The 20178-nt window shown below is 71.7% G+C and carries 23 protein-coding genes; 8 read left to right on the top strand and 15 right to left on the bottom strand.

Features of this window, described 5'->3' with window-relative positions; all coding sequences use genetic code 11:
• Positions 1–73: 73 nt before the first annotated feature.
• The 5 genes from ABZ573_RS11725 to ABZ573_RS11705 all read right to left on the bottom strand — a co-directional run bounded on the left by ABZ573_RS11725 (position 74) and on the right by ABZ573_RS11705 (position 6185).
• The gene (locus ABZ573_RS11725) at positions 74–1819 is read right to left on the bottom strand and encodes an ABC transporter substrate-binding protein (protein ID WP_327029524.1); all 1746 of its coding nucleotides are present in this window, start codon (positions 1817–1819) and stop codon (positions 74–76) included.
• A 109-nt stretch (positions 1820–1928) separates the two neighbouring features.
• Complete coding sequence (locus ABZ573_RS11720; protein WP_151455020.1) at positions 1929–2915, bottom strand: ABC transporter permease; 987 nt, start codon at positions 2913–2915, stop codon at positions 1929–1931.
• A gap of 12 nt (positions 2916–2927) precedes the next feature.
• A complete protein-coding gene (locus ABZ573_RS11715; protein WP_151455021.1) occupies positions 2928–3929 on the bottom strand; it encodes an ABC transporter permease in 1002 nt (333 codons plus the stop codon).
• Positions 3926–5014, bottom strand: coding sequence for a dipeptide ABC transporter ATP-binding protein (locus ABZ573_RS11710; protein ID WP_151455022.1), 1089 nt, complete (start codon positions 5012–5014; stop codon positions 3926–3928). The genes ABZ573_RS11715 and ABZ573_RS11710 overlap by 4 nt, the downstream gene beginning before the upstream one ends.
• A gap of 115 nt (positions 5015–5129) precedes the next feature.
• Positions 5130–6185, bottom strand: a complete 1056-nt coding sequence (locus ABZ573_RS11705) for an ABC transporter ATP-binding protein (RefSeq protein WP_327031098.1) — start codon at positions 6183–6185, stop codon at positions 5130–5132.
• 275 nt (positions 6186–6460) lie between these two features.
• Between ABZ573_RS11705 and ABZ573_RS11700 the strand changes: the two genes are divergently transcribed.
• The 4 genes from ABZ573_RS11700 to ABZ573_RS11685 all read left to right on the top strand — a co-directional run bounded on the left by ABZ573_RS11700 (position 6461) and on the right by ABZ573_RS11685 (position 11164).
• Positions 6461–7009 carry a Uma2 family endonuclease gene (locus ABZ573_RS11700; RefSeq protein ID WP_358117666.1) on the top strand — a complete coding sequence of 183 codons (549 nt, stop codon included), beginning with the start codon at positions 6461–6463 and terminating at the stop codon, positions 7007–7009.
• Positions 7010–7315: 306 nt separating this feature from the next.
• Positions 7316–8122, top strand: coding sequence for a hypothetical protein (locus tag ABZ573_RS11695; RefSeq protein WP_151455025.1), 807 nt, complete (start codon positions 7316–7318; stop codon positions 8120–8122).
• 12 nt (positions 8123–8134) lie between these two features.
• Complete coding sequence (locus tag ABZ573_RS11690; RefSeq protein WP_151455026.1) at positions 8135–10063, top strand: fumarate reductase/succinate dehydrogenase flavoprotein subunit; 1929 nt, start codon at positions 8135–8137, stop codon at positions 10061–10063.
• A 3-nt stretch (positions 10064–10066) separates the two neighbouring features.
• Entirely contained in the window at positions 10067–11164 is a 1098-nt protein-coding gene (locus ABZ573_RS11685) for a succinate dehydrogenase/fumarate reductase iron-sulfur subunit (protein ID WP_151455027.1), read from the top strand.
• Positions 11165–11241: 77 nt separating this feature from the next.
• On the opposite strand, the gene ABZ573_RS11680 is transcribed toward ABZ573_RS11685, so the two are convergent.
• Positions 11242–11682, bottom strand: a complete 441-nt coding sequence (locus ABZ573_RS11680; protein WP_327029526.1) for a (deoxy)nucleoside triphosphate pyrophosphohydrolase — start codon at positions 11680–11682, stop codon at positions 11242–11244.
• Positions 11683–11865: 183 nt separating this feature from the next.
• Here ABZ573_RS11680 and ABZ573_RS11675 point away from each other — a divergent pair, with 183 nt between their 5' ends.
• Positions 11866–12171, top strand: coding sequence for a 4a-hydroxytetrahydrobiopterin dehydratase (locus tag ABZ573_RS11675; protein WP_151455029.1), 306 nt, complete (start codon positions 11866–11868; stop codon positions 12169–12171).
• A 40-nt stretch (positions 12172–12211) separates the two neighbouring features.
• Here the strand turns inward: ABZ573_RS11675 and ABZ573_RS11670 are convergent, their stop codons facing one another.
• Positions 12212–12604, bottom strand: a complete 393-nt coding sequence (locus ABZ573_RS11670; protein WP_327029527.1) for a VOC family protein — start codon at positions 12602–12604, stop codon at positions 12212–12214.
• Positions 12601–12963: a DUF1801 domain-containing protein gene (locus tag ABZ573_RS11665; RefSeq protein WP_358117661.1), complete on the bottom strand. Its 363-nt coding sequence runs from the start codon at positions 12961–12963 to the stop codon at positions 12601–12603. Before ABZ573_RS11665 ends, ABZ573_RS11670 begins: the two co-directional genes overlap by 4 nt.
• A gap of 86 nt (positions 12964–13049) precedes the next feature.
• On the opposite strand from ABZ573_RS11665, the gene ABZ573_RS11660 reads away from it, so the two are divergent.
• From ABZ573_RS11660 to ABZ573_RS11650, 3 genes are read left to right on the top strand one after another with little or no spacing between them, the layout of a single operon-like run.
• Positions 13050–13934 carry a LysR family transcriptional regulator gene (locus ABZ573_RS11660; RefSeq protein WP_358117867.1) on the top strand — a complete coding sequence of 295 codons (885 nt, stop codon included), beginning with the start codon at positions 13050–13052 and terminating at the stop codon, positions 13932–13934.
• Between the two features lie 33 nt (positions 13935–13967).
• Positions 13968–14705 (top strand): class I SAM-dependent methyltransferase, encoded by a 738-nt coding sequence (locus ABZ573_RS11655; RefSeq protein WP_358117658.1) that lies wholly within the window; start codon positions 13968–13970, stop codon positions 14703–14705.
• Positions 14706–14739: 34 nt separating this feature from the next.
• Positions 14740–15102: a PH domain-containing protein gene (locus ABZ573_RS11650; protein WP_088998502.1), complete on the top strand. Its 363-nt coding sequence runs from the start codon at positions 14740–14742 to the stop codon at positions 15100–15102.
• On the opposite strand, the gene ABZ573_RS11645 is transcribed toward ABZ573_RS11650, so the two are convergent.
• The 7 genes from ABZ573_RS11645 to ABZ573_RS11615 all read right to left on the bottom strand — a co-directional run bounded on the left by ABZ573_RS11645 (position 15095) and on the right by ABZ573_RS11615 (position 19944).
• Positions 15095–16300, bottom strand: a complete 1206-nt coding sequence (locus ABZ573_RS11645) for a DUF6596 domain-containing protein (RefSeq protein ID WP_358117864.1) — start codon at positions 16298–16300, stop codon at positions 15095–15097. The genes ABZ573_RS11650 and ABZ573_RS11645 overlap by 8 nt on opposite strands.
• Positions 16301–16322: 22 nt before the next feature.
• Positions 16323–16658: a YciI family protein gene (locus ABZ573_RS11640; protein ID WP_132231031.1), complete on the bottom strand. Its 336-nt coding sequence runs from the start codon at positions 16656–16658 to the stop codon at positions 16323–16325.
• Between the two features lie 76 nt (positions 16659–16734).
• Entirely contained in the window at positions 16735–16989 is a 255-nt protein-coding gene (locus tag ABZ573_RS11635; protein ID WP_151455034.1) for a hypothetical protein, read from the bottom strand.
• A 465-nt stretch (positions 16990–17454) separates the two neighbouring features.
• A complete protein-coding gene (locus tag ABZ573_RS11630; RefSeq protein WP_358117653.1) occupies positions 17455–18300 on the bottom strand; it encodes a hypothetical protein in 846 nt (281 codons plus the stop codon).
• A gap of 213 nt (positions 18301–18513) precedes the next feature.
• Positions 18514–18927: a cupin domain-containing protein gene (locus tag ABZ573_RS11625; protein WP_192581540.1), complete on the bottom strand. Its 414-nt coding sequence runs from the start codon at positions 18925–18927 to the stop codon at positions 18514–18516.
• A gap of 62 nt (positions 18928–18989) precedes the next feature.
• Positions 18990–19496 carry a DUF3995 domain-containing protein gene (locus tag ABZ573_RS11620; protein ID WP_358117649.1) on the bottom strand — a complete coding sequence of 169 codons (507 nt, stop codon included), beginning with the start codon at positions 19494–19496 and terminating at the stop codon, positions 18990–18992.
• Positions 19483–19944, bottom strand: coding sequence for a hypothetical protein (locus ABZ573_RS11615; protein ID WP_358117646.1), 462 nt, complete (start codon positions 19942–19944; stop codon positions 19483–19485). The genes ABZ573_RS11620 and ABZ573_RS11615 overlap by 14 nt, the downstream gene beginning before the upstream one ends.
• Between the last annotated feature and the right edge of the window lie 234 nt (positions 19945–20178).

Raw genomic sequence — 20178 nt, 5'->3', positions numbered from 1 at the left:
GCCGACGACGTTGTCGACCGGGGGTCGGTCCGTGCGGTGTCACCGCTGGGGTGTCACCGCCTCACGGGCGTTGTCACTGCTTGACGTACGCGTCCACGAAGCTCGGCCAGCCGAAGATGCTGCCGATGAAGACGCCGCCGGCCTTCTCGCCGTGCGCGACGGAGACCACCTCGACGTAGAGCGGCACCGCCGGCGCCGTCTCCTTCATGAGCCGCTCGTCGATCTTGCTCCACTCGTCGGCCTGCTTGGCCGGGTCGAGCGCGAGGATCCGGTCGAACTCCGTGTTGAGCGCCTCGTTGTTGAGCTGCGAGGTGTTGCTGTTGCCCTCGGCCTTGATGCCACGGCCGTCGAAGAGCACCGGCAGGATCGACGCGCCGCTGGGCCAGTCGGCCGCCCACGAGTCGACCCAGATGTCGTACGGGTTGTCCTTCTTCTTCACCGTGTCGAGGTAGCCGTCCTCGGGGATCGTCTTGATCGTGACGGTGAAGCCGGCCTTCTCCAGCGCGTTCTTGATCTGCGTGGCCCGCTCCTGGGAGCTGGTCACGTCGGAGGTGAGCAGCACCAGGTTCTGCGTCTTGCCGGCGAGCAGTTCCTTGGCCTTCTCCGGGTTGCCGCCGTCGCCGGCCGGGTACGCGTCGAACTGCTTGTAGCCGAGCGTGGTGGGCGGCAGCAGCGTGGTCATCGGCACGGCGCCGTAGGGACCGCCGAGGTTCTTGGTGATGCTGGTGCGGTCGATCGCGTGGTTGATCGCCTGCCGCACCGACAGGTCGGTGACCCGGGCGGTGTTGATGCTCAGGCGGTACGCGTTCGGCGTGGCCGCGACGATCATCCGCTCCTTGAGCTTGGGGTCGCCGGTGACCTTGGCGAGCAGCTCCGACGGGACACCGCCGGTGGCGACCGCCGCGGCGTCGTTGCCGGTGCCGGCGAGCACCCGGTTGGTCTGGGCGGCCTGGTCCGCGCCCAGCGACCAGACGAACTTGTCCGGGTACTGGTGGCGCACGGCGTCGGTGGCCGCGTCCCAGTGCTCGTTGCGCTCGAGCACGATCTCGACGCCCGGGGTGTGCTTGGTGAACTTGTACGGGCCCGAGGAGAACGGCTGGTTGTCCAGGTTGACGCCGGTGTCCTTGTCGGCCGGCAGCGGCGCGGTGGCCGGCAGCGAAACGGCGAACGGCAGGTCACAGCGGGGCTTGTTGAACTCGAAGCGCAGGGTCTTCTCGTCGGGCGTGGTCAGCCCCGGCGGCAGCGAGGTCTTGTTGGCCTTGAAGTCCCACTTGGTGTCGTACTGCGGGCTGTCGACCAGCCACTCCTGGAGGTAGGTCGGGCCGCCGGTGAGGTCCGGGTCGAAGGACCGGGCGATGCCGTACGCGATCTCCTTGCTGGTGATCGGCCGGCCGTCCTCGAACTTCACCCCCTGCTTGACCTTGAACTCCCAGACCTTGCAGTCGTTGTTGACGTTGGTGCCGGGGGTCTCGGCCAGGTCGCCGACCAGGGTGACGTTGCCCTTGCCGTCGTCCTTGAAGGTGGTGAGGAAGCGGGCGTAGAGCTGGCTTCCCATCAGGCCGGCGAACGAGTAGATCCGCTGGGGGTCCATGTGGGAGATCTTGTTCTCCCGCAGGATGTAGAACGTGCCGCCCTTGGCCGCGCCGGGCACCTCCGGCGCCGGGCCGAGAGAGTCCTTGGGGTCGGTCGCGATGGCACCGGTGCGCGGCTTGGTGGTGTCCACCCCGCCGGTGTCGTCACCGGTGTTCTCGCTGCACGCACCGAGGGAAACCATCAGTGCGATCGCACCGCCCAGGGCGGTGACGCGTCTTGCTCGCATACTCACTCCTCCGGATCGCCGATGAAGGAAAGCTTCGCCTAGCCTTCAATGACGGTAAATTTCGAGCAGATAACGGGGCTACAACGATCGGCACCCGGCACGCCTCGGGTCAGCCGAGGCGCACCCGGGGGTCGATGAACGCATAGAGCAGGTCGACGAGCATGTTGGCGACGACCACGAACAGCGCGGCGATCAGCACCGTCCCCATGATGGTCGGCAGGTCCCCCTGGCTGACCGCCTCCACCGCCGTACGCCCCAGCCCCTGGATGCCGAAGGTGGTCTCGGTGATCACCGTGCCGCCGAGCGCCGTGCCCACGTCGAGACCGGCGATGGTGACGATCGGCGTGATCGCCGCCCGCAGCGCGTGTTTGCCGTACACCTGCCGCTTCGGCATGCCCTTGGCCCGGGCGGTACGCACGTAGTCCTCGGAGAGCGTCTCCAGCATCTGGGCCCGGGACAGCCGGGCGTAGATCGCGGAGAAGAGCAGCGCCAGGGTGACCCAGGCCAGCACCAGTCCCCGCGCCCACTCCACGGGATTCTCGAACAGCGACGTGTACCGCGGCGTGGGCAGGATCCGCAGGGTGTAGACGAAGATCAGCAACAGGACCGCGCCGACGAAGTAGAGCTGGAGCGAGGCGAAGGTCAGGGTGAGGCCGATCGAGATCCGGTCCAGCAGCGAGCCGCGCCGCAGGGCCGAGACCATGCCGAGCCCGACCCCGATGGCGAGCCACAGCACCGCCGCGGGCAGGACGATGCTCAACGTCACCGGCAGCACCCGGGCGAAGGTGTCGGTGACCGCCTCGCTGTTGACGTACGAGTAGCCGAGGCAGGGCGCCGCGCACTCGCCGCCCTGGGCGCTGCCCAGGTCACGGCCGACGAAGATGCCCTTCATGTAGTCGGCGTACTGCTGCACCTTCGGCTCGTTGAGCCCCAACTCCGTCCGCACCCGCTCCAGACGCTCGGCGTTGCAGTTCTTCGGGCACATGCCGGTCACCGGGTCGGCGGGCAGCGCGAAGAACAGCAGGAAGCTGACCACACTCACCGCGAACAGCACCGAGATCGCCAGCAGCACCCGCTTCACCAGGAAGCGCACCATGCGCAGTACCCCTTACCGTGACGACTTCGGGTCGAGCGCGTCACGCAACGCGTCGCCGAAGAGGTTGAACGCCAGCACGAGCGCGAAGATCGTGATGCCGGGGAAGAAGACGTAGGCCGGGTCGGTCTGCAGGTAGTCGATGCTCCGGTAGATCATCCGGCCGAAGCTGGGCACCGACTCGGGCAGCCCGACGCCGAGGAAGGACAGCGCCGCCTCGCTGGTCACGTACGACGGCACCAGCAGCGAGAACGACACCAGGATCGGGGCCCAGATGTTCGGCAGCAGCTGCCGGAAGAGCATGTGCCCCAGCCCCGCGCCGCTGGCCTTGGCCGCCTCCACGAACTCGCGTTCGCGCAGCGACACCACCTGGCCGCGTACCAGCCGCGCGGTGCTGGTCCAGCCGAACGCGGTGAAGACCACGATCAGCGTGGTGACCGCGAACCAGGTCGGCACCTCGTCGCGCGGGCCGTAGAAGCGCAGCGAGAACGTCGGGACCACGGCCAGCGCGAAGATCAGGAACGGCATCGCCAGCGCCACGTCGGTGATCCAGCTGATCACCGCGTCCACCACCCCGCCGAGGTAGCCGGCGAGGATCCCGAGGACCACGCCGATCGTGGTGGTGATCAGGGCCGCGCCGAGCGCGATCAGCAACGAGGTGCGGATGCCGTAGATCATCCGCATGAAGATGTCCCGGCCCAGGCCGGGCTCCAGACCGAACCAGTGGTCGCCGCTGATCCCGCCGACGTATCCCAGCGGCATCCCCGTGCTGTCCAGCAGCTCGCCGAACTGCTCGTTCGGGGTCACCCCGTAGAGCCGCTGGACCAGGGGCGCGCCCACCGCCAGCAGCACGAAGAAGACCAGCACCACGCCGCTCACCAGGGCCGTACGGTCGCTGCGCAGCCGGCTGCGGACGAGCTGACCCGGCGAGCGGCCGACCAGCGTCTTCCCCTCGCCGGCGTCGCCGCCGGATTCGATCTCGGCCAGCGCCGTGCCCTCGACCGGGGACAAGCTCACTTCGCCACCTCCTCGGCGGTCGTGCCGACCCCGGCCGACCCGGGGTCCACCGGCCGCGCGTCGTCGCCGGCCGGTCCCGTGGTGGCGCCGACCGGCCCCGTCTCGGGGAAGTGGCAGGCGATGGCCTGGGCGCCGCCGTCGCGCGACACCAGCGCCGGCTCCTCGGTGGCGCACCGCTCCTGCGCCTTCCAGCACCGGGTGCGGAAGCGGCAACCCGACGGCGGGTCCAGCGGCGTCGGGACGTCCCCGGAGAGCCGGATCCGGCCCGCCGCGCCGAGCTGGGTGACGTCGGGGATGGCCGAGAGCAGGGCCCGGGTGTACGGGTGCTGCGGCCGTTCGTAGATGTCGTCCCGGTCGCCGATCTCGACGACCTTGCCGAGGTACATGACGGCGACCCGCTGGCAGAAGTGCCGCACCACGGCCAGGTCGTGGGCGATGAAGACGAACGCCAGACCGAGGTCGCGTTGCAGGTCGCGCAGCAGGTTGACCACCTGCGCCTGGATCGACACGTCCAGGGCGGAAACCGGCTCGTCGGCGACGATCAGCTTGGGTTGCAGGGCGAGCGCGCGGGCGATGCCGATGCGCTGCCGCTGGCCGCCGGAGAACTCGTGCGGGTAGCGGTTGTAGTGCTCCGGGTTCAGCCCGACCAGTTCCAGCAGCTCCTGGACCCGCTTCTTCACCCCGCCCGGCGGGGTGATCCCGTTGACCTGCAACGGCATCGCCACGATCCGGCCCACGGTGTGCCGGGGGTTCAGCGACGCGTACGGGTCCTGGAAGATGATCTGGAGGTCCTGCCGCAGCGCCCGCAGCTCGCGGCGGCCCGCGTGGGTGATGTCCCGCCCGGCGAACTCGATGCTGCCCGCCGTGGGCTCCAGCAGGCGCACCAGCATCCGACCGGTGGTCGTCTTGCCGCAGCCGGACTCGCCCACCAGGCCGAGCGTCTCGCCCGGGCGCACGTCGAAGTCCAGCCCGTCCACGGCCCGGACCAGGCCGCTACGCCGAAGCCCGTTGCGCACCGGGAAGTGCTTGGCCAGCCCGCGCACCCGCAGCAGCGGCTCCACCGGCTCCTTGATCTCCACGTTCATCGGAGCCAACCTCCGTTCGCGACTGCGGGACTCCGCTGCGCTGCGTTCCTCGCGCTCACCGGAGCCCACCTTCCGTTCGCGACTGCGGGACTCCGCTGCGCTGCGTTCCTCGCGCTCACCGGGCCACTCCCACCTGGGCGATGTCCTCCGCGTACAGCCGGGTCCGGTCGTCGGCGGAGAGGTGGCAGGCCACCAGGTGGCCGGGCGCGCCCGCCGGGCGCAGCTCCGGGACCTCGGTGCGGGACCGGTCGCCGTTGCGGTCGGCGTAGCGGCAGCGCGGGTGGAAGGCGCAGCCGGACGGCAGGTTGATCAGGCTCGGCGGGTTGCCCTTGATCGGCACCAGGTCCGCGTCCGCGTCGCCGTGCAGCGAGGGCACGCTGGAGAGCAGACCCCAGGTGTACGGGTGCTGCGGCCGGCGGAGCACCTGCTCGACGCTGCCGTGCTCGACGGCCCGCCCGCCGTACATGACCAGCACCTCGTCCGCGACCTGGCTGACCACGCCCAGGTCGTGGGTGATCAGGATGATCGCGGAGTTGAACTCGGCCTGGAGGTCGGCCAGCAGGTCGAGGATCTGCGCCTGCACCGTCACGTCCAGGGCGGTGGTCGGCTCGTCGGCGATCAGCAGGTCCGGGTCGTTGACCAGCGCCATGGCGATCATCGCCCGCTGCCGCATGCCCCCGGAGAACTCGTGCGGGTACTGGTCGAAGCGGCGGGCCGGCTGCGGGATGCCGACCCGGCCCAGCATGTCCACCGCGCGCTGGCGGGCCTCGCGCCTGCCGGCCTTCGGGTGGTGCACCCGGTACGCCTCGGCGATCTGCCGGCCCACTGTGTAGTACGGGTGCAGCGCGGACAGCGGATCCTGGAAGATCATCGCAATGTCCCGGCCGCGCAGCCGGCGTACCTCCTCGTCCGGCAGGCCGACAAGCTGGCGGCCGCCGACGGAGATCTCGCCGGTGATGCTGGTCCGCTTGGCGCTGTGCAGCCCGAGGATGGCCAGCGAGGTGACGCTCTTGCCCGAGCCGGACTCACCGACGATGCCGAGGGTGCGTCCCCGGGCCACCTCGAACGACACCCCGTCGACGGCGCGCACCACGCCGTCCTCGGTGTCGAACCGGACCCGCAGGTCGCTCACCCGCAGGTAGGGGTCCTGGCCGGAGCGCTGCTCCGGCACGTTGGGGCGGTCCGGTTTCCCGGACGGTGCCGACTCCGGCCTGTCCACGACCGCCTCCCTCAGCGACGAAGAGAACTTACAGGAAAGCACTGAGGGTGAAAATAAGCTACATAACCGGAGCTGTCAGCGGGCCACAGCGTAACGACTCTGCAACGGGCGTGAACAGCCCTCACCTCGGCATTCACCGGCGTTGACCTCACGCCCCCGGACAGCGGGTGCGACGATGGGCGCGGCAGTCCCGCAAGGATGTCCCCCGGCACGAGGTGGAGGTGACGATGACCGCGGCGGTGTTCGACCACGACGGCCCGTGGAGTGAAGAGGAGTACCTCGCCCTCGGCGAGACGCAGCAGCGCGTCGAACTCTTCGACGGGAGCCTTCACGTGACCCCAGCCCCCACGCCCCGCCACCAGCGCCTCTCACGCAGGCTGGGCAACATCCTCGAACCCGCTGCCGAAGCCCTCGGGCTGGAGCTGCTGGAAGCGGTGAACGTCCGGCTCCGGCCGGGGCGCATCCCCATCCCGGACCTCGTCGTCACGGGCCCGATCGACCTCGACGACCCCTGGATCGAGGCGGCCGACGTGAGGCTGGTCTGCGAGATCATCTCGCCGGGCAACGCGGCCACCGACAAGGTGCTCAAGATGCACTACTACGCGGCGGCCGGCATCGAGTGGTATCTCCTGGTGGAGCAGGAGACGCTGAGCGTGCACGTCTACCAGCGGCAGGGCGCCCACTACGTCGAGCGGTCGGTGACCAAGGCCGGCGAGACGCTGGAGCTGACCGAGCCGGTCCGGGCCACGATCCGGCCGGCGGACCTGCTCGCCTGACGGGCCACCGCCGCGGGACGCTTTTCGGGTGAGCCGCTCCGGTACGCCGGACAGGCGCCGGGTGAGGTTCTTAACATCCGGACATCGATCATCGTGCGGGGCTTTCCACCGGCCGGGACACACGGGACACTGCCTTGCGCGGACGGCTCGCGAAGATCGGCGTAACGTGTGTCACTTAGCTGCGCCGTATCACCGGCGCGGTCGTTGGTGTGCGCATGACGTGGCAAGCGGGTGCGGGTCTGCCGGTCCGCGTTGCCGACCGGAACTTGATCCGCCCGTGAGGGTCCTGTCAGGGAGACGACTCTAATGACATCAACGGCAACGAGGCCGCGGGGAGCGCGGGCGCGCGCCGCCATCGCGGCGAAGACGTTGCGAACCGACCGCTGGTGGCTCGCCCCGCTGATCACCGTGATCGGGCTCAGCGCGTGGGTGGCGTACGCGACGGTCCGGGTCTTCATGCACAAGTGGTACTGGGTCGAGGACTTCCACTACCTGACCCCGTTCTACTCGCCCTGCGTGACCGAGCGGTGCGTGGAGGGCGCCTCCCACTTCGGACGGTTCCTGCCCGGCTGGTGGATCATCCCGGACGCGGCGCTGACGCTGCCGTTCCTGCTGCTGTTCCGGCTCACCTGCTACTACTACCGCAAGGCCTACTACCGGTCGTTCTGGCTGTCGCCGCCCGCCTGCGCGGTCCCCGACGGGCACAAGTCCTACGGCGGCGAGACCCGGTTCCCGCTGCTGGGCCAGAACCTGCACCGCTACTTCTTCTACGCCGCCGCGATCATCTCGCTGATCAACACCTGGGACGCGGTCCTGGCCTTCCACTCCCCCAAGGGGTTCGGGTTCGGGCTGGGCAACATCGTCCTGCTCCTGAACGTGGTCATGCTGTGGGCGTACACGATCTCCTGCCACTCGTGCCGGCACATCATCGGCGGGCGGCTCAAGCACTTCTCCAAGCACCCGGTGCGCTACCGGGCCTGGAGCTTCGTCTCCGCCCTGAACGTCCGGCACATGCAGCTCGCCTGGATCACCCTCGGCACGCTGGCCCTGACGGACTTCTACGTCATGGCGGTCGCGGCCGGCTGGTTCAACGACCTGCGGTTCATCAACTAGAGGGCCCCTGACATGACCAACACAACGCGAATCGAACGACACCACTACGACGTCGTCGTGATCGGGGCCGGCGGCGCCGGCCTGCGCGCCGCGATCGAGGCCCGTCTCGCCGGCAAGAAGACCGCGATCATCTCCAAGTCGCTCTTCGGCAAGGCACACACGGTGATGGCCGAGGGCGGCGCCGCCGCCGCGATGGGGAACGTGAACAGCCGGGACAACTGGCAGGTGCACTTCCGCGACACGATGCGCGGCGGCAAGTTCCTCAACAACTTCCGGATGGCCGAGCTGCACGCGAAGGAGTCGCCGCAGCGGATCTGGGAGCTGGAGACGTACGGTGCGCTCTTCGACCGCACCAAGGACGGGAAGATCTCGCAGCGCAACTTCGGTGGCCACGAGTACCCCCGCCTGGCGCACGTCGGCGACCGGACCGGCCTGGAGCTGATCCGCACCCTCCAGCAGAAGATCGTGTCGCTCCAGCAGGAGGACAAGCGCGACCACGGCTCGTACGACGCCCGGATCAAGGTCTTCTCCGAGACCACGATCACCGAGCTGCTGCTCGACGGCGACCGGGTCGCCGGCGCGTTCGGCTACTACCGGGAGTCCGGCGAGTTCGTCCTCTTCGAGGCGCCCGCGGTGGTGCTGGCGACCGGCGGCGTCGGCCGCTCCTACAAGGTCACCTCGAACTCCTGGGAGTACACGGGTGACGGGCACGCGCTCGCGCTGCGGGCCGGCGCGACGCTGATCAACATGGAGTTCCTCCAGTTCCACCCGACCGGCATGGTCTGGCCGCCCTCGGTGAAGGGCATCCTGGTCACCGAGTCGGTGCGCGGCGACGGCGGCGTGCTGAAGAACTCCGACGGCAAGCGGTTCATGTTCGACTACGTCCCCGACGTCTTCCGCAAGCAGTACGCGGAGACCGAGGAGGAGGCGGACCGCTGGTACACCGACCCGGACAACAACCGGCGACCGCCGGAGCTGCTGCCGCGCGACGAGGTGGCCCGGGCGATCAACAGCGAGGTCAAGGCCGGGCGGGGCACGCCGGCGGGCGGCGTCTACCTGGACATCGCCTCCCGCAAGCCGGCGGAGGAGATCCGCCGCCGCCTGCCGTCGATGTACCACCAGTTCAAGGAGCTGGCCGACGTCGACATCACCAAGGAGCCGATGGAGGTCGGGCCGACCTGTCACTACGTGATGGGCGGTGTCGAGGTCGACCCGGACAGCGGGGCCGCGTTCGGCCACGTGCGGGGGCTCTTCGCCGCGGGCGAGGTGTCCGGCGGCATGCACGGCTCCAACCGGCTCGGCGGCAACTCCCTGTCCGACCTGCTGGTGTTCGGCAAGCGCGCGGGCGGCCACGCCGCCACGTACGCCGACAGCCTCCCCGCGCGCCCGAAGGTGGGCGTCGCCGCCGTGGAGGCCGCGGTGGAGACGGCCCTGGCCCCGTTGCAGCGGGACACCGGCGAGAGCCCGTACACCCTCCAGCAGGACCTCCAGGCGGTGATGGGCGACCTGGTCGGCATCATCCGGCGCGAGGGCGAGCTGGTCGACGCGCTGGGCAGGCTGGCGGAGCTGCGGGAGCGGGTGGCGAAGGTCAGCGCGAGCGGCGGCCGGCGCTACAACCCGGGCTGGCACCTGGCGCTCGACCTGCGCAACATGCTGGTGGTCTCGGAGTGCACCGCGAAGGCGGCGCTGGAGCGGCGCGAGTCGCGCGGCGGGCACACCCGGGAGGACCACCCGGCGATGGATCCGGCGTGGCGTCGGGTCAACCTGGTCTGCTCCCTCGACGGCGACGCGGTGCGCCTGGAGCGCAAGCCGCTGCCGAGGATGCGCCCGGAGCTGATCGGCCTCTTCGACCGCGCGGAGCTGGCCAAGTACCTCACGGACGAGGAACTCGCCGAGTTCGACGCCCAGGTCGCCGACGTCGAGACCGAGAAGGAGCGCTGACGCATGGGTAACCAGAACCCCCAGGGGCCCGGGAAGCCGGGCGCGAAGCGCCAGTTCCGCATCTGGCGCGGCGACGAGAACGGCGGCGACCTCCAGGACTACATGGTGGAGGTCAACGAGGGCGAGGTGGTCCTCGACGTCATCCACCGGCTCCAGGCGACCGACGCCCCCGACCTGGCCTGCCGCTGGAACTGCAAGGCCGGCAAGTGCGGCTCCTGCTCGATGGAGATCAACGGCAAGCCGCGGCTGAGCTGCATGACCCGGATGTCCACCTTCACGGAGGACGAGACGGTCACGGTCACCCCGCTGCGCACCTTCCCGGTGATCCGGGACCTGGTCACCGACGTCTCGTTCAACTACGAGAAGGCGCGGGAGACGCCGGCGTTCGCGCCGCCGGCCGACCTGGCGCCCGGCGAGTACCGGATGCAGCAGGTCGACGTGGAGCGCTCGCAGGAGTTCCGCAAGTGCATCGAGTGCTTCCTGTGCCAGAACGTCTGCCACGTGATCCGGGACCACGAGGAGAACAAGCAGGCGTTCTCGGGGCCGCGGTACTTCATCCGGGCGGCCGAGCTGGACATGCACCCGCTGGACGCGAAGAGCGACCGCAAGGAGTACGCGCAGGCCGAGCAGGGTCTCGGATTCTGCAACATCACCAAGTGCTGCACCGAGGTCTGCCCCGAGCACATCAAGATCACCGACAACGGGATCATCCCCATGAAGGAACGGGTCGTCGACCGCAGGTACGATCCCCTCGTGTGGCTTGGTAGCAAGATCTTCCGGAGGGGTCAGGTGCCTCAGACCATCGTGACCAGCGAACACGCCAGCGGCGCGGTCCGCGGCAGCGCCGCCCACGGGGGCGTGCACTCGCACGCGGGCGGCTCCCACGACCCGCGGGCCGAGGTGCAGGCGCAGCGCGGCGTCAACTGGGACCGCGAGGTGCCGAGGCCGACCGCGCCCGCCGTCGACGACCACGGCAGGCTGCCGCTGACGGAGCTCACCTTCGACCGGGCGGCGGCGCCGTCGCCGTTCGGCGACGACGTGACCTTCCCGCTGCCGCCGGAGCACCTGAACTTCGCCCACCCGGAGCAGGACAAGCACTGACGTGCGCTGACGACGACGGGGGCCGCGGCTGATGCCGCCGGCCCCCGTCCTCTTTCGGCTCGGATGTCCGCTTCCGCTCAGGCGGCGGCCAGGATGGGCCGGAGGGCCGCGACGATGGGTGCGTCGGCCGGGAGCCAGGTGACGGTGTCCAACTCGTCGGCGGAGAGCCAGCGCAGCGCCGAGTGTTCGAGGGCCTGCGGCTGGTCGTCGTGCAGCAGGCGGGCCGCGTACACCTTGAGCACCGAGCGGCCGTGGGCCATCCGGACGTTGCGGCCCACCCGGTCGCCGATCTCCACGCGTACGGCCAACTCCTCGGCGCACTCGCGGGCGAGCGCGGCGGTCTCGCTCTCGCCCGGCTCCACCTTGCCGCCGGGAAACTCCCACATGCCCGCCACCTCGGGCGGGGCTGAGCGGGCGCAGGCGAGCACCCGGCCGTCCCTGATGATCGCCGCCCCGACGATCACCCTGAGGTCCCGTCGCTCGGCCTGCCCGCCGCCATTCGCCCGTTCGGTCCGCACGGGCGTCCAGCGTGCCAGATCAATCGGCGGTTTGGGTAGCGTGGCCGACCGTCAGGGCAGGAGAACCCGGAAGTGTGGGCGTGGACACACCCAGCATGCGAGGACAGACTAGAAGGCACCGACAAGACACGGGACGGCGACGATTTGGCCACAAGCCGGCAACGGCGCCTGGGAGGTGCGGTGATGCGCGCGCTGTTCAGCAGTCGATCCAAGCACGACTACCTCGACGACGCTCTCACCCTGCTCCCCGGCTGGATCCGCGAGGGTGAGCAGATCCGACGCACCCTCGTCATCGACGACTCGCAGCACGCCGCCCTCACCGAGCGGGTGAAGGTGGTCGCCGACGCGCTGCACCTGCGTCCGGAGATCAGCCGCCTGGCCGACCAGACCCGCATCCGGGTGGGACACGGCAACGCGCCGCTGACCGAGGGGGAGGTCCTGCTGGCCGCCCGCATCGAGGACGCCTACCGCGCGGTCACCCAGCCCTGACCCCGTTCCGCCCGGAGCCCCGGCCCGGGGCGTCGGCCGCTCAGGCGGCGTCCTGGGGATACCAGCGCAGCTCGACGGAGTTGCCGTCCGGATCCCGCACGTAGAGCGAGGTGGCGCTGCCCCGCGCGCCGAACCGGCCCACCGGCCCCTCGATCACCGCGAAGGCACCCGACGCGACGACCTCCGCCCAGTCCAGCGGCTCCACCACCAGACAGAAGTGGTCGACGTTGGATTCGCCCCGGTCCCGGCGCACGAGGTCGATGATGGTCCCCGCGTCGACCCGTACCGAGGGGAACGGGACCGCGCCGGCCCGCCACTGGTCGACCCGCACCGGGGCCAGGCCGAGCAGCCCGCAGTAGAAGTCCAGCGCGCGCTCCACGTCGGTCACGTTGAGCACCAGGTGGTCGAAGCCCGTGACCCGTACCGCGCTCACCTGACCTCCAGAGCGTGGGCCTGGCGCAGCCAGTCGGTGAACAGGGCGGGGTCGACGTCGGCGAGGGTGCGCAGCTTGACGGAGGCCATCTGCCGGGCGCCGGCGACCAGCCGCCCCGAGGGGTCGGTGACCTCGGCGCCGCGCCACAGCCCGAAGGTGACGTACGAGCCGTACGCCTTCACGAGGCAGACGGGGCGCCGCCCCGGCCGGTCGCCGAGACCCCAGACCGGGTGTGCGTGCCACATCGCCCCGGTCGCGCCCGGCAGGGCCGACTCGATGACGGGGCGCAGCTTCTCGCCGATCTCCCGCAGCGGGGCGTCGAGATCGGCCAGGTAGTCGGTGACTGTCGTCGTTTCCATGCCCCTCACGATCCGCCGGCCGGCGACGTCGACCAAGACGCGATCGCACTACCATCGTTGAGCCGGATTCAACGATGGGGCGGGACGTGCTGGAACGACACGAGCTGGAGACCTTCCTGACCCTCGCCGAGGAGTTGCACTTCGGCCGGACGGCGGAGCGCCTGCGGGTGACCACCGGGCGGATCAGCCAGGTGGTCAAGAAGTTGGAACGCCGCGTCGGCGCCCCGCTCTTCACCCGTACCAGCCGGGTCGTCCAGCTCACCCCGATCGGGCGGCAACTCGCCGAGGACCTGGCGCCGCTGGTCGCCGGCATCGACGACGCCGTACGCCGGGCCGTCGACGCGGGACGGGGCGTGACCGGGCGGCTGCGGGTCGCCTTCCTCGGCGAGTGGACCGCCCCGACGCTGCTCAAGGCCGTCGCCCTGTTCTCGCAGCGCCACCCCGACTGCCAGGTCGAGGTGCGGGAGGTGCAGCTCTTCAACTCCCGGCAGAGCCTGCTCGACGGCTCCGTCGACGTCCTGATGGCCGCGTACCCCTTCGACGGGATGGCCTGCGGTCCGGCGCTGCTGGAGGAGCGACGGTTGCTCGCGGTGACCGCCGGGCACCCGTTGACCCAGGAGGCGTCGGTCTCCCTGGAGACGCTCGGCGACCACCCGGTGGTGCAGTACCCGGCCGTGACCTCGGCGGAGTTCAAGCGCGACCGCACCCCCGAGCGGACCCCGTCGGGGCGGCCGGTGCCGAAGGGGCCGGCGGGCAACACGTTCTCGGAGATGCTGACGCTGGTCGCGATGGGGCGGGGGGTGCTGCCGGTGGGCGAGCACACGCGCCGCTACTACCCGCGCCCCGACGTGGCGTACGTACCGATCCGGGACGCGCCACCGATCCGGCGGGGCCTGGTCTGGCGGGAGAGCAACGGCACGGCCCGGGTCCACGAGTTCGTGCGGGCCGCGACCGACGCGAACACGACCTGACGGGGCCCGCCCGGACTGGCATGATCGACGCCGATGAGGCACGGAGAGTTCCGCCATCCACGGCTGGTCGAGGTCTACGACGCCGAGTGCCCCTGGTCGCGCGACGACGACTGGTTCCTCGCCGTCGTCGGCGAGACGCCCGGCGTACGGGTCATCGACCTGGGCTGCGGCACCGGGCGGCTCACCCTCGCCCTGGCCGAGGCCGGCCACACCGTCACCGGCGTCGACCCGGCCGGCGCGTCGCTGGACGCCGCCCGCGCCAAGCCGGGCGCCGAGCGGGTGACCTGGGTCGAGGGCACCTCGGCCGTACTGCCGGACCGGTCGTCCGACGTGGCGGTGCTGACCAGCCATGTCGCGCAGTTCCTCGTGGACGACGACGAGTGGGCGCGTACGCTCGCCGACCTGGCCCGGGTGCTGGTGCCCGGCGGCCGGCTGGCGTTCGACTCGCGCGACCCGGCGGACCGGCGGTGGGAACGCTGGAACCCGGTCGACTCGCGGCGACGGATCACGCTGCCCGGCGGCGAGGTGGTCCGGGCGTGGACGGAGGTCCACACGGTGGCCGGCGGGCGGGTCGACTTCACCCACCACTACCTCTTCGGCGACGGCGAGGAGTTGCTCAGCTCGGCCACCCTGCGTTTCCGCACGGAGGAGGAGCTGCGCGGTTCGCTGCGGACCGCCGGCTTCGCCGTGGACCGGATCCACGGCGGCTGGGGCGGGGAGCCGGTGGGCCGGGGTGACGGCGAGTTCCTCGTCCTCGCCCGCCGGCAGTGATCTTCGGTTGGCGCGCGCGGCCTACCGTGGGGGCATGGCGAACGCGACGTACGACCGCAAGGAGCAGTTCCAGCAGATCCAGAGCGGCCTGCTCCACGGAGAACAGATCATCGCCGTCTACGACGCCGTCGGCACCGGCACCGGCTTCATCGGCCTGACCGACCGGCGCGTCATCATCCAGGACCGCTCCTTCGTCGGTAAGCGGTACGCCATCACCAGCATCCCGTACTCGAAGATCACCAGCGTCAGCGTGGTCAGCAACAAGTCGTGGGGCGGCTCGTTCTTCTCCACCGGGGCCATCGCGATCCACGTCGGCACGCACACCTACGAGGTGGAGTTCCGGGGCGCCGACAAGAGCCACCACGTGCACAACGTGATCCTGCACCACATCAGCTGAGCTGGTCGGCGCGCTCCAGCAGGGCGCGGCGCTCCGCCCCGCGGTGGGCGTCGGCGGCCCGCCGGAACAGCGCGGCGGCCCGCTCGCGGTCGCCCTGCCGGGCGGTCAGTTCGGCCTCGGCGGCGACGGCGAGCGGGTAGCCGTCCAGCGCCCCGCCGGCCCGGGCGGCGGCCAGCAGCGCCAGCCCCGCCGCCGGCCCGTACGCGTAACCGTGCGCGACGGCGCGGTTCAGCTCGACCACCGGCGACGGCTGCCACTCGGCGAGCCGGTCGTACGCCTCGGCGATCGCGCCCCAGTCGGTGGCCTCGGCGGACGCGGCGGTGGCGTGGCAGGCGGCGATCCGGGCCTGGAGGGCGTACGGGCCGTCCGCCGGGACCCGCGCGAGGATGCCGACGCCCTCGGCGATCGCGGCGTGGTCCCAGCGGGCGCGGTCCTGCCGGTCGAGGGTGAGCAGGTTGCCGTCGCGGTCGCGGCGGGCGGCGCGCCGGGAGTGCTGGAGGAGGAAGAGGGCCAGCAGGGCGGCCACCTCGGGCTGGCCCGGCATCAGCCGGTCGAGCAGCCGGGCCAGGCGGATCGCCTCGTCGGCGAAGGCGGGCTCGCCGTCGGCGTCGTAGCCCCGGGTGAAGAGCAGGTACAGCACGGCGAGGACGCCGGGGAGCCGTTCCGCGAGCGTCGGGCCGGTCGGCACCCGGTACGGGATGCCGGCGGCGGCGATCTTCGCCTTGGCCCGGGTGAGCCGCCGGGTCATGGTCGACTCGGTGACCAGGAAGGCCCGCGCGATGTCGGCGGTCGGCACCCCGCAGACCGTACGCAGCGTCAGGGCGACCCGCGCCTCCAGCGCCAGGGCCGGGTGGCAGCAGGTGAAGACGAGCCGCAGCCGGTCGTCCACGATCTCCCCCTCCCCCGCCGTTCCCGGCTCGGGCTCCGCTCCGGTCAGCGTGAGGACTGCCAGCTCACGCAGCTTGCGCCGCTCGACCGAGGAGCGCCGGAGCACGTCGATCGCGCGGTTGCGGGCCACCGTCATCAGCCAGCCGCCCGGGTTGGCGGGCACGCCCTCCACCGGCCATCGGGCCAGCGCGAGCGCCGACGCCTCCTGGGCGCAGTCCTCGGCCAGGGTCCAGTCGCCGGTGACCCGGATCAGCGTCGCGACGATCCGGGCGTACGACCCGGTGCTCGCGGTGGCGACGGCGTCGGCCACCGCGAGCCGGTCGGTGGGGCCGTCAGCCACCCAGGCTGACGATCGGACGTAGTTCGAGCCGGCCCTCGCGCGCCATCGGGTGGGCGCGCGCCACCTCGATCGCCTCGTCCAGGTCGGCGCACTCCAGCAGGTCGAAGCCCACGATGACCTCCTTCGTCTCGGCGAACGGGCCGTCGGAGACCAGCAACTCCCCGTTGCGGACGCGGACCGTGGTGGCCGCCGTCGTCTCCGCGAGGGCGTCGCCCGTCAGCCGCCGGCCCCGGGCGTCGTTCTCCGCCACCCACGCCTCGATGTCCGGCCAGTCGGCCCGGTCGGTGTCCGGCTCGCTGTCGGTGCAGACGAACATCAGGTATTTCATGTCGCTCCTCGATGTCGGGTACTCACCAGGGTGACGAACGGGCGACCCGGTTCCGGACGACGTGCGACCGGCGGTCTCAGAATCTCGCGGGGCGGCGGGTGCACGGACCGTCGTGGTCGGCCCGCAGCAGGCAGCGCCGGCCCTCGGGCAGCAGCGTGTCACAGAAGACCCGGTGCCGCAGGTGCTGCGCGTCCTCGGCGGAGACCGTGGTCTCACCGGGGTCGGTCTGCGCGAGCACGCTCGCCCACCGCGCCACGACCCGCGCCAGGCGTACGGCGGAGAGCAGGTCCCTCGTGACCTCGTTGCTCCGGTCCGAGGGAGTGGTCAGCACGGTGCGGGGCCACGGCACCCACGTGCGGGAGACGCCAGCGCGCCGGCCGGTCGAAGTGCCTCCCGGCGCAACGGTGGTCGCACGGATGCCCACGGGCGAGGAGCGACGGAGCATGCAACTCGACGAGGGCGTGCCGGTGCTGGAGGTTCGCCACCCGGAGGGCACCACGGAGGTGCTGGCCGGCGACCAGGTCAAACTGACCCGCCCCACCGGCTGACCCACCACCCCCCGACGCGCGGCCGCGCGTCCTGCCACGCCGGCCGGGACGTCCCGCAGCGCCGCGACGCCGAGCAGCGAGTGGAACACCACGTGCGTCAAAGCGCCTGTTTGACACCCATGGCGTTCCACTCGTCCCGGCGGCGTTGGGCTATCGGGGCAGTCGGCAACGTCGTGGGCGTTGGCTCGGGCACCGGCCGAACCCCGACCGGCACCTGGCGCCGCGGAGCGGGTCGGTGGCGGCAGCGGTCACTGCTGGTCTAGCAGGAACGGTGTGTCCGGGCAGATCAGGCACACGAAGATGCGCAGCGCGCCGTGCCGGCCGACGACGACTCCGGTCGGCTCGTGCGGGTCGTGGTCGGGCTGGCCGTCCGTCCGCGTCGGCTGCCACCGGCCGGTGCCCCGCTCCGAGGAGGCGACGACGAGGGCCAGCGTGGTGGGGCCGGCGCAGCGGGGGCACGGCGTCGGGCGCAGGTCGGTGAGGCTCCAGTCGGCGTAGCCGCCGACCTTCCAGCCGGGCGCCATGAGGGTGTCGACGTAGTTGTTGTCGTCGTACTCGCCCTCCTCGTCCTGCTCGTCGACCAGTATCCGCAGGGCCTCCGGCAGTTCCTGCGGGTACGGGTACTCGACGACCTGCTCCGGGTGCAGCCGGCACGGCCGGGGCACGTACTCGTCGTTCCCGATCTCGCCGCGCGGCGGCTGGCCGAGGAGATCGGTCAGGTCCGCCTCCCGCCGCCAGCGCAGCTCCACCGTCGGCCCCCACGGGCCCTCGGCGTGCTCGAACGGGCACCACAACACCTGTAACAGGTCCGCCCCGCCGGGGCGCGGCAGGTCGGGGACGTCCTGCGCGCGCAGTTGCGCCAGTGGGACCATCGGGTTCGGCGCGGGGTGCGGTCGTGGCACGTACCGGTAGCCGACGACCGGGCCGCCATCGCGCGAGCCCCAGCCGGTGAAGCCCGGGCCGACCAGGGTGGCGATCTCCCGGTGCAGCTCGACCTCGCCCTCGGCCAGGACGTGCGACTGCGTGCGCCGACGCTCCGCCGCCCGCATCCGCTCCACCAGCTCGGCCGGGACCGGCACCTCCTCGTGCACCATGTGCGGCGCCTCGCAGGTGGGCCAGGGCTCGTCGGCCGGCCAGAGCAGCGGCCCGCCGACGTGGCTCCCGGCGGCCGTGACCGCCCCGGGGGCGCGGGTGCAGGCGGGTCGCCGTGCGCCCCAACTTCTCCAGGCCGGGATAGCGGGCGAGCACGTCGGGCGGGAGGGGCGGGGTGATCATGGCGAGATCGTAGGCGGTCGACGGTCGACCGATCAGCCGCCGCCGACCACGTCGCAGGGGTGGGTGTCGCCCGGGTCGTACGGCGTGTCCGCCAACTCGACGGCCTGGGAGTGCTCCAGGGCGAAGTAGACGTGGGCGCAGCGCGGCTCCACCGTGACCGCGTCGCCCGCCTCGATCGTCAGCTCGGTCCGCTCGCCGGAGTCCAGGTCGCGGAACACCGCCCGGAGCCGCCCGCTGATCACGTACAGCGTCTCCGTCTTGTGGGCGTGGTAGTGGTTGCCGCGCGGCCGGGCGGCGTCCGGCCGGAACTCCAGGTACGCCAGGAAGCGGTAGGTGCCGCCGTTGACGATCTGGGCCAGCTCGCCGGCCGGCGACTGGATCCGACCGCCACCTTCCGGGATCGGCGGTGACGTCACCGGAAGCCGGCGGAGGCGTACCTTCTGCACCGCCCGATCGTAGGTCCGACCCGGCGCCGCCCGGCCCGCGACGCGCGCAACCACCGGCCGCGTCAGCGGTGCCGCCTGCCCAGCCGCCAGCCCGCCGCCGTCCAGCACGCTCCCCAGAGCAGGAAGAACGGCGACCACAGCAGCAGGTCCCACCACGCCAGGTCGCGGGCCAGGGCGGCGTGCCCGACCGGCGGCGGCCGGACGCCGGTCAGCAGCAGCGCGTCACCGATGAGGCCGTGCCCCAGCACGCCGACCGACCGGGCGATCATCAGGATGCCGAGCGTCCAGGCGACCGCCAGCAGCAGCCTGCGCGGGAGGGCCGCCGGCCAGGGGCGCAGGGTGGCCAGCGCGACCACGACACCGACAACCGCGGCGGCGGCCAGGGCCCAGTGGCTCGCCACGAACAGCGGGTCGCGGGCGAGCAGCCGTTCGCGCAGCTCCGGCGGGAGCGGATCCTTGTCGGCCAGCGCGTTGGCCCCCAGCGCCTGCGCGAGCTTCATCGCCCCGTAGGCCGACGCGCATGCCGCCGCGCCGTACGCGCCCACCCGCGCCCGGTCAGTGCGCGACACGTCTCGTCACCACCACGTAGGACCGGATCATCGCCACGAGCAGCCCGATCATGACGAGCCCGAGGACCCCGTGGTGCCACTGCCAGCCCACGCCGATGCCCACGAACCCGTCCACCACCATGATCGTCGCGCCGGCCCCGACGGCCAGCAGCATGCCCGCCAGCGCCAGCAACATCAGGGGCCTCGGCACCCGGCGCCCCGGCGCCGTGACCGTGGCGAGGGCCAGGCAGGCGCCCGCCACCCCCGACGCGGTCGCCGACCACTGCGCGGTCGCCACGCCCATCACGTCGCGGGCGTAGCGTTCGTGCTCGGCGGCCGGGACGACCGGGCCGCCCGGGAAACCGAGCCGGGATTCGAGGGCGAAGGCGGCCTTGCCCACGGCGTACGCGAGGAAGAGCACCGCCACCGCGTAGGCCGGCCATCGCCGCGCACCGGAAGAAGCATCCATGCTCCCGACGCTAGGCCCGACGGACCCCGCGCCGACTCCCGAGCGCGAGGGGACGCCCTCCCCCGTGGGAGGGAGCGCGGGCGGCCGCGCGGCAGCGGCGGCGGTGGTGGCAGGGGCGGCGGTGACGTGCAGGGGCTGGCCGGTGGCACGTGCGGGCGCGCCCCCACCGGTGATCATCGCGGCGTGGAGGCGCGCCCTACCGACAGCGTCGGCCGTGGAGCGGATCCCGTGCGA

Source organism: Micromonospora sp. NPDC007220, assembly GCF_040634035.1.
Taxonomy (GTDB): Bacteria; Actinomycetota; Actinomycetes; order Mycobacteriales; family Micromonosporaceae; genus Micromonospora; species Micromonospora reichwaldensis.
This window is presented reverse-complemented; position numbering and strand designations above follow the sequence as displayed.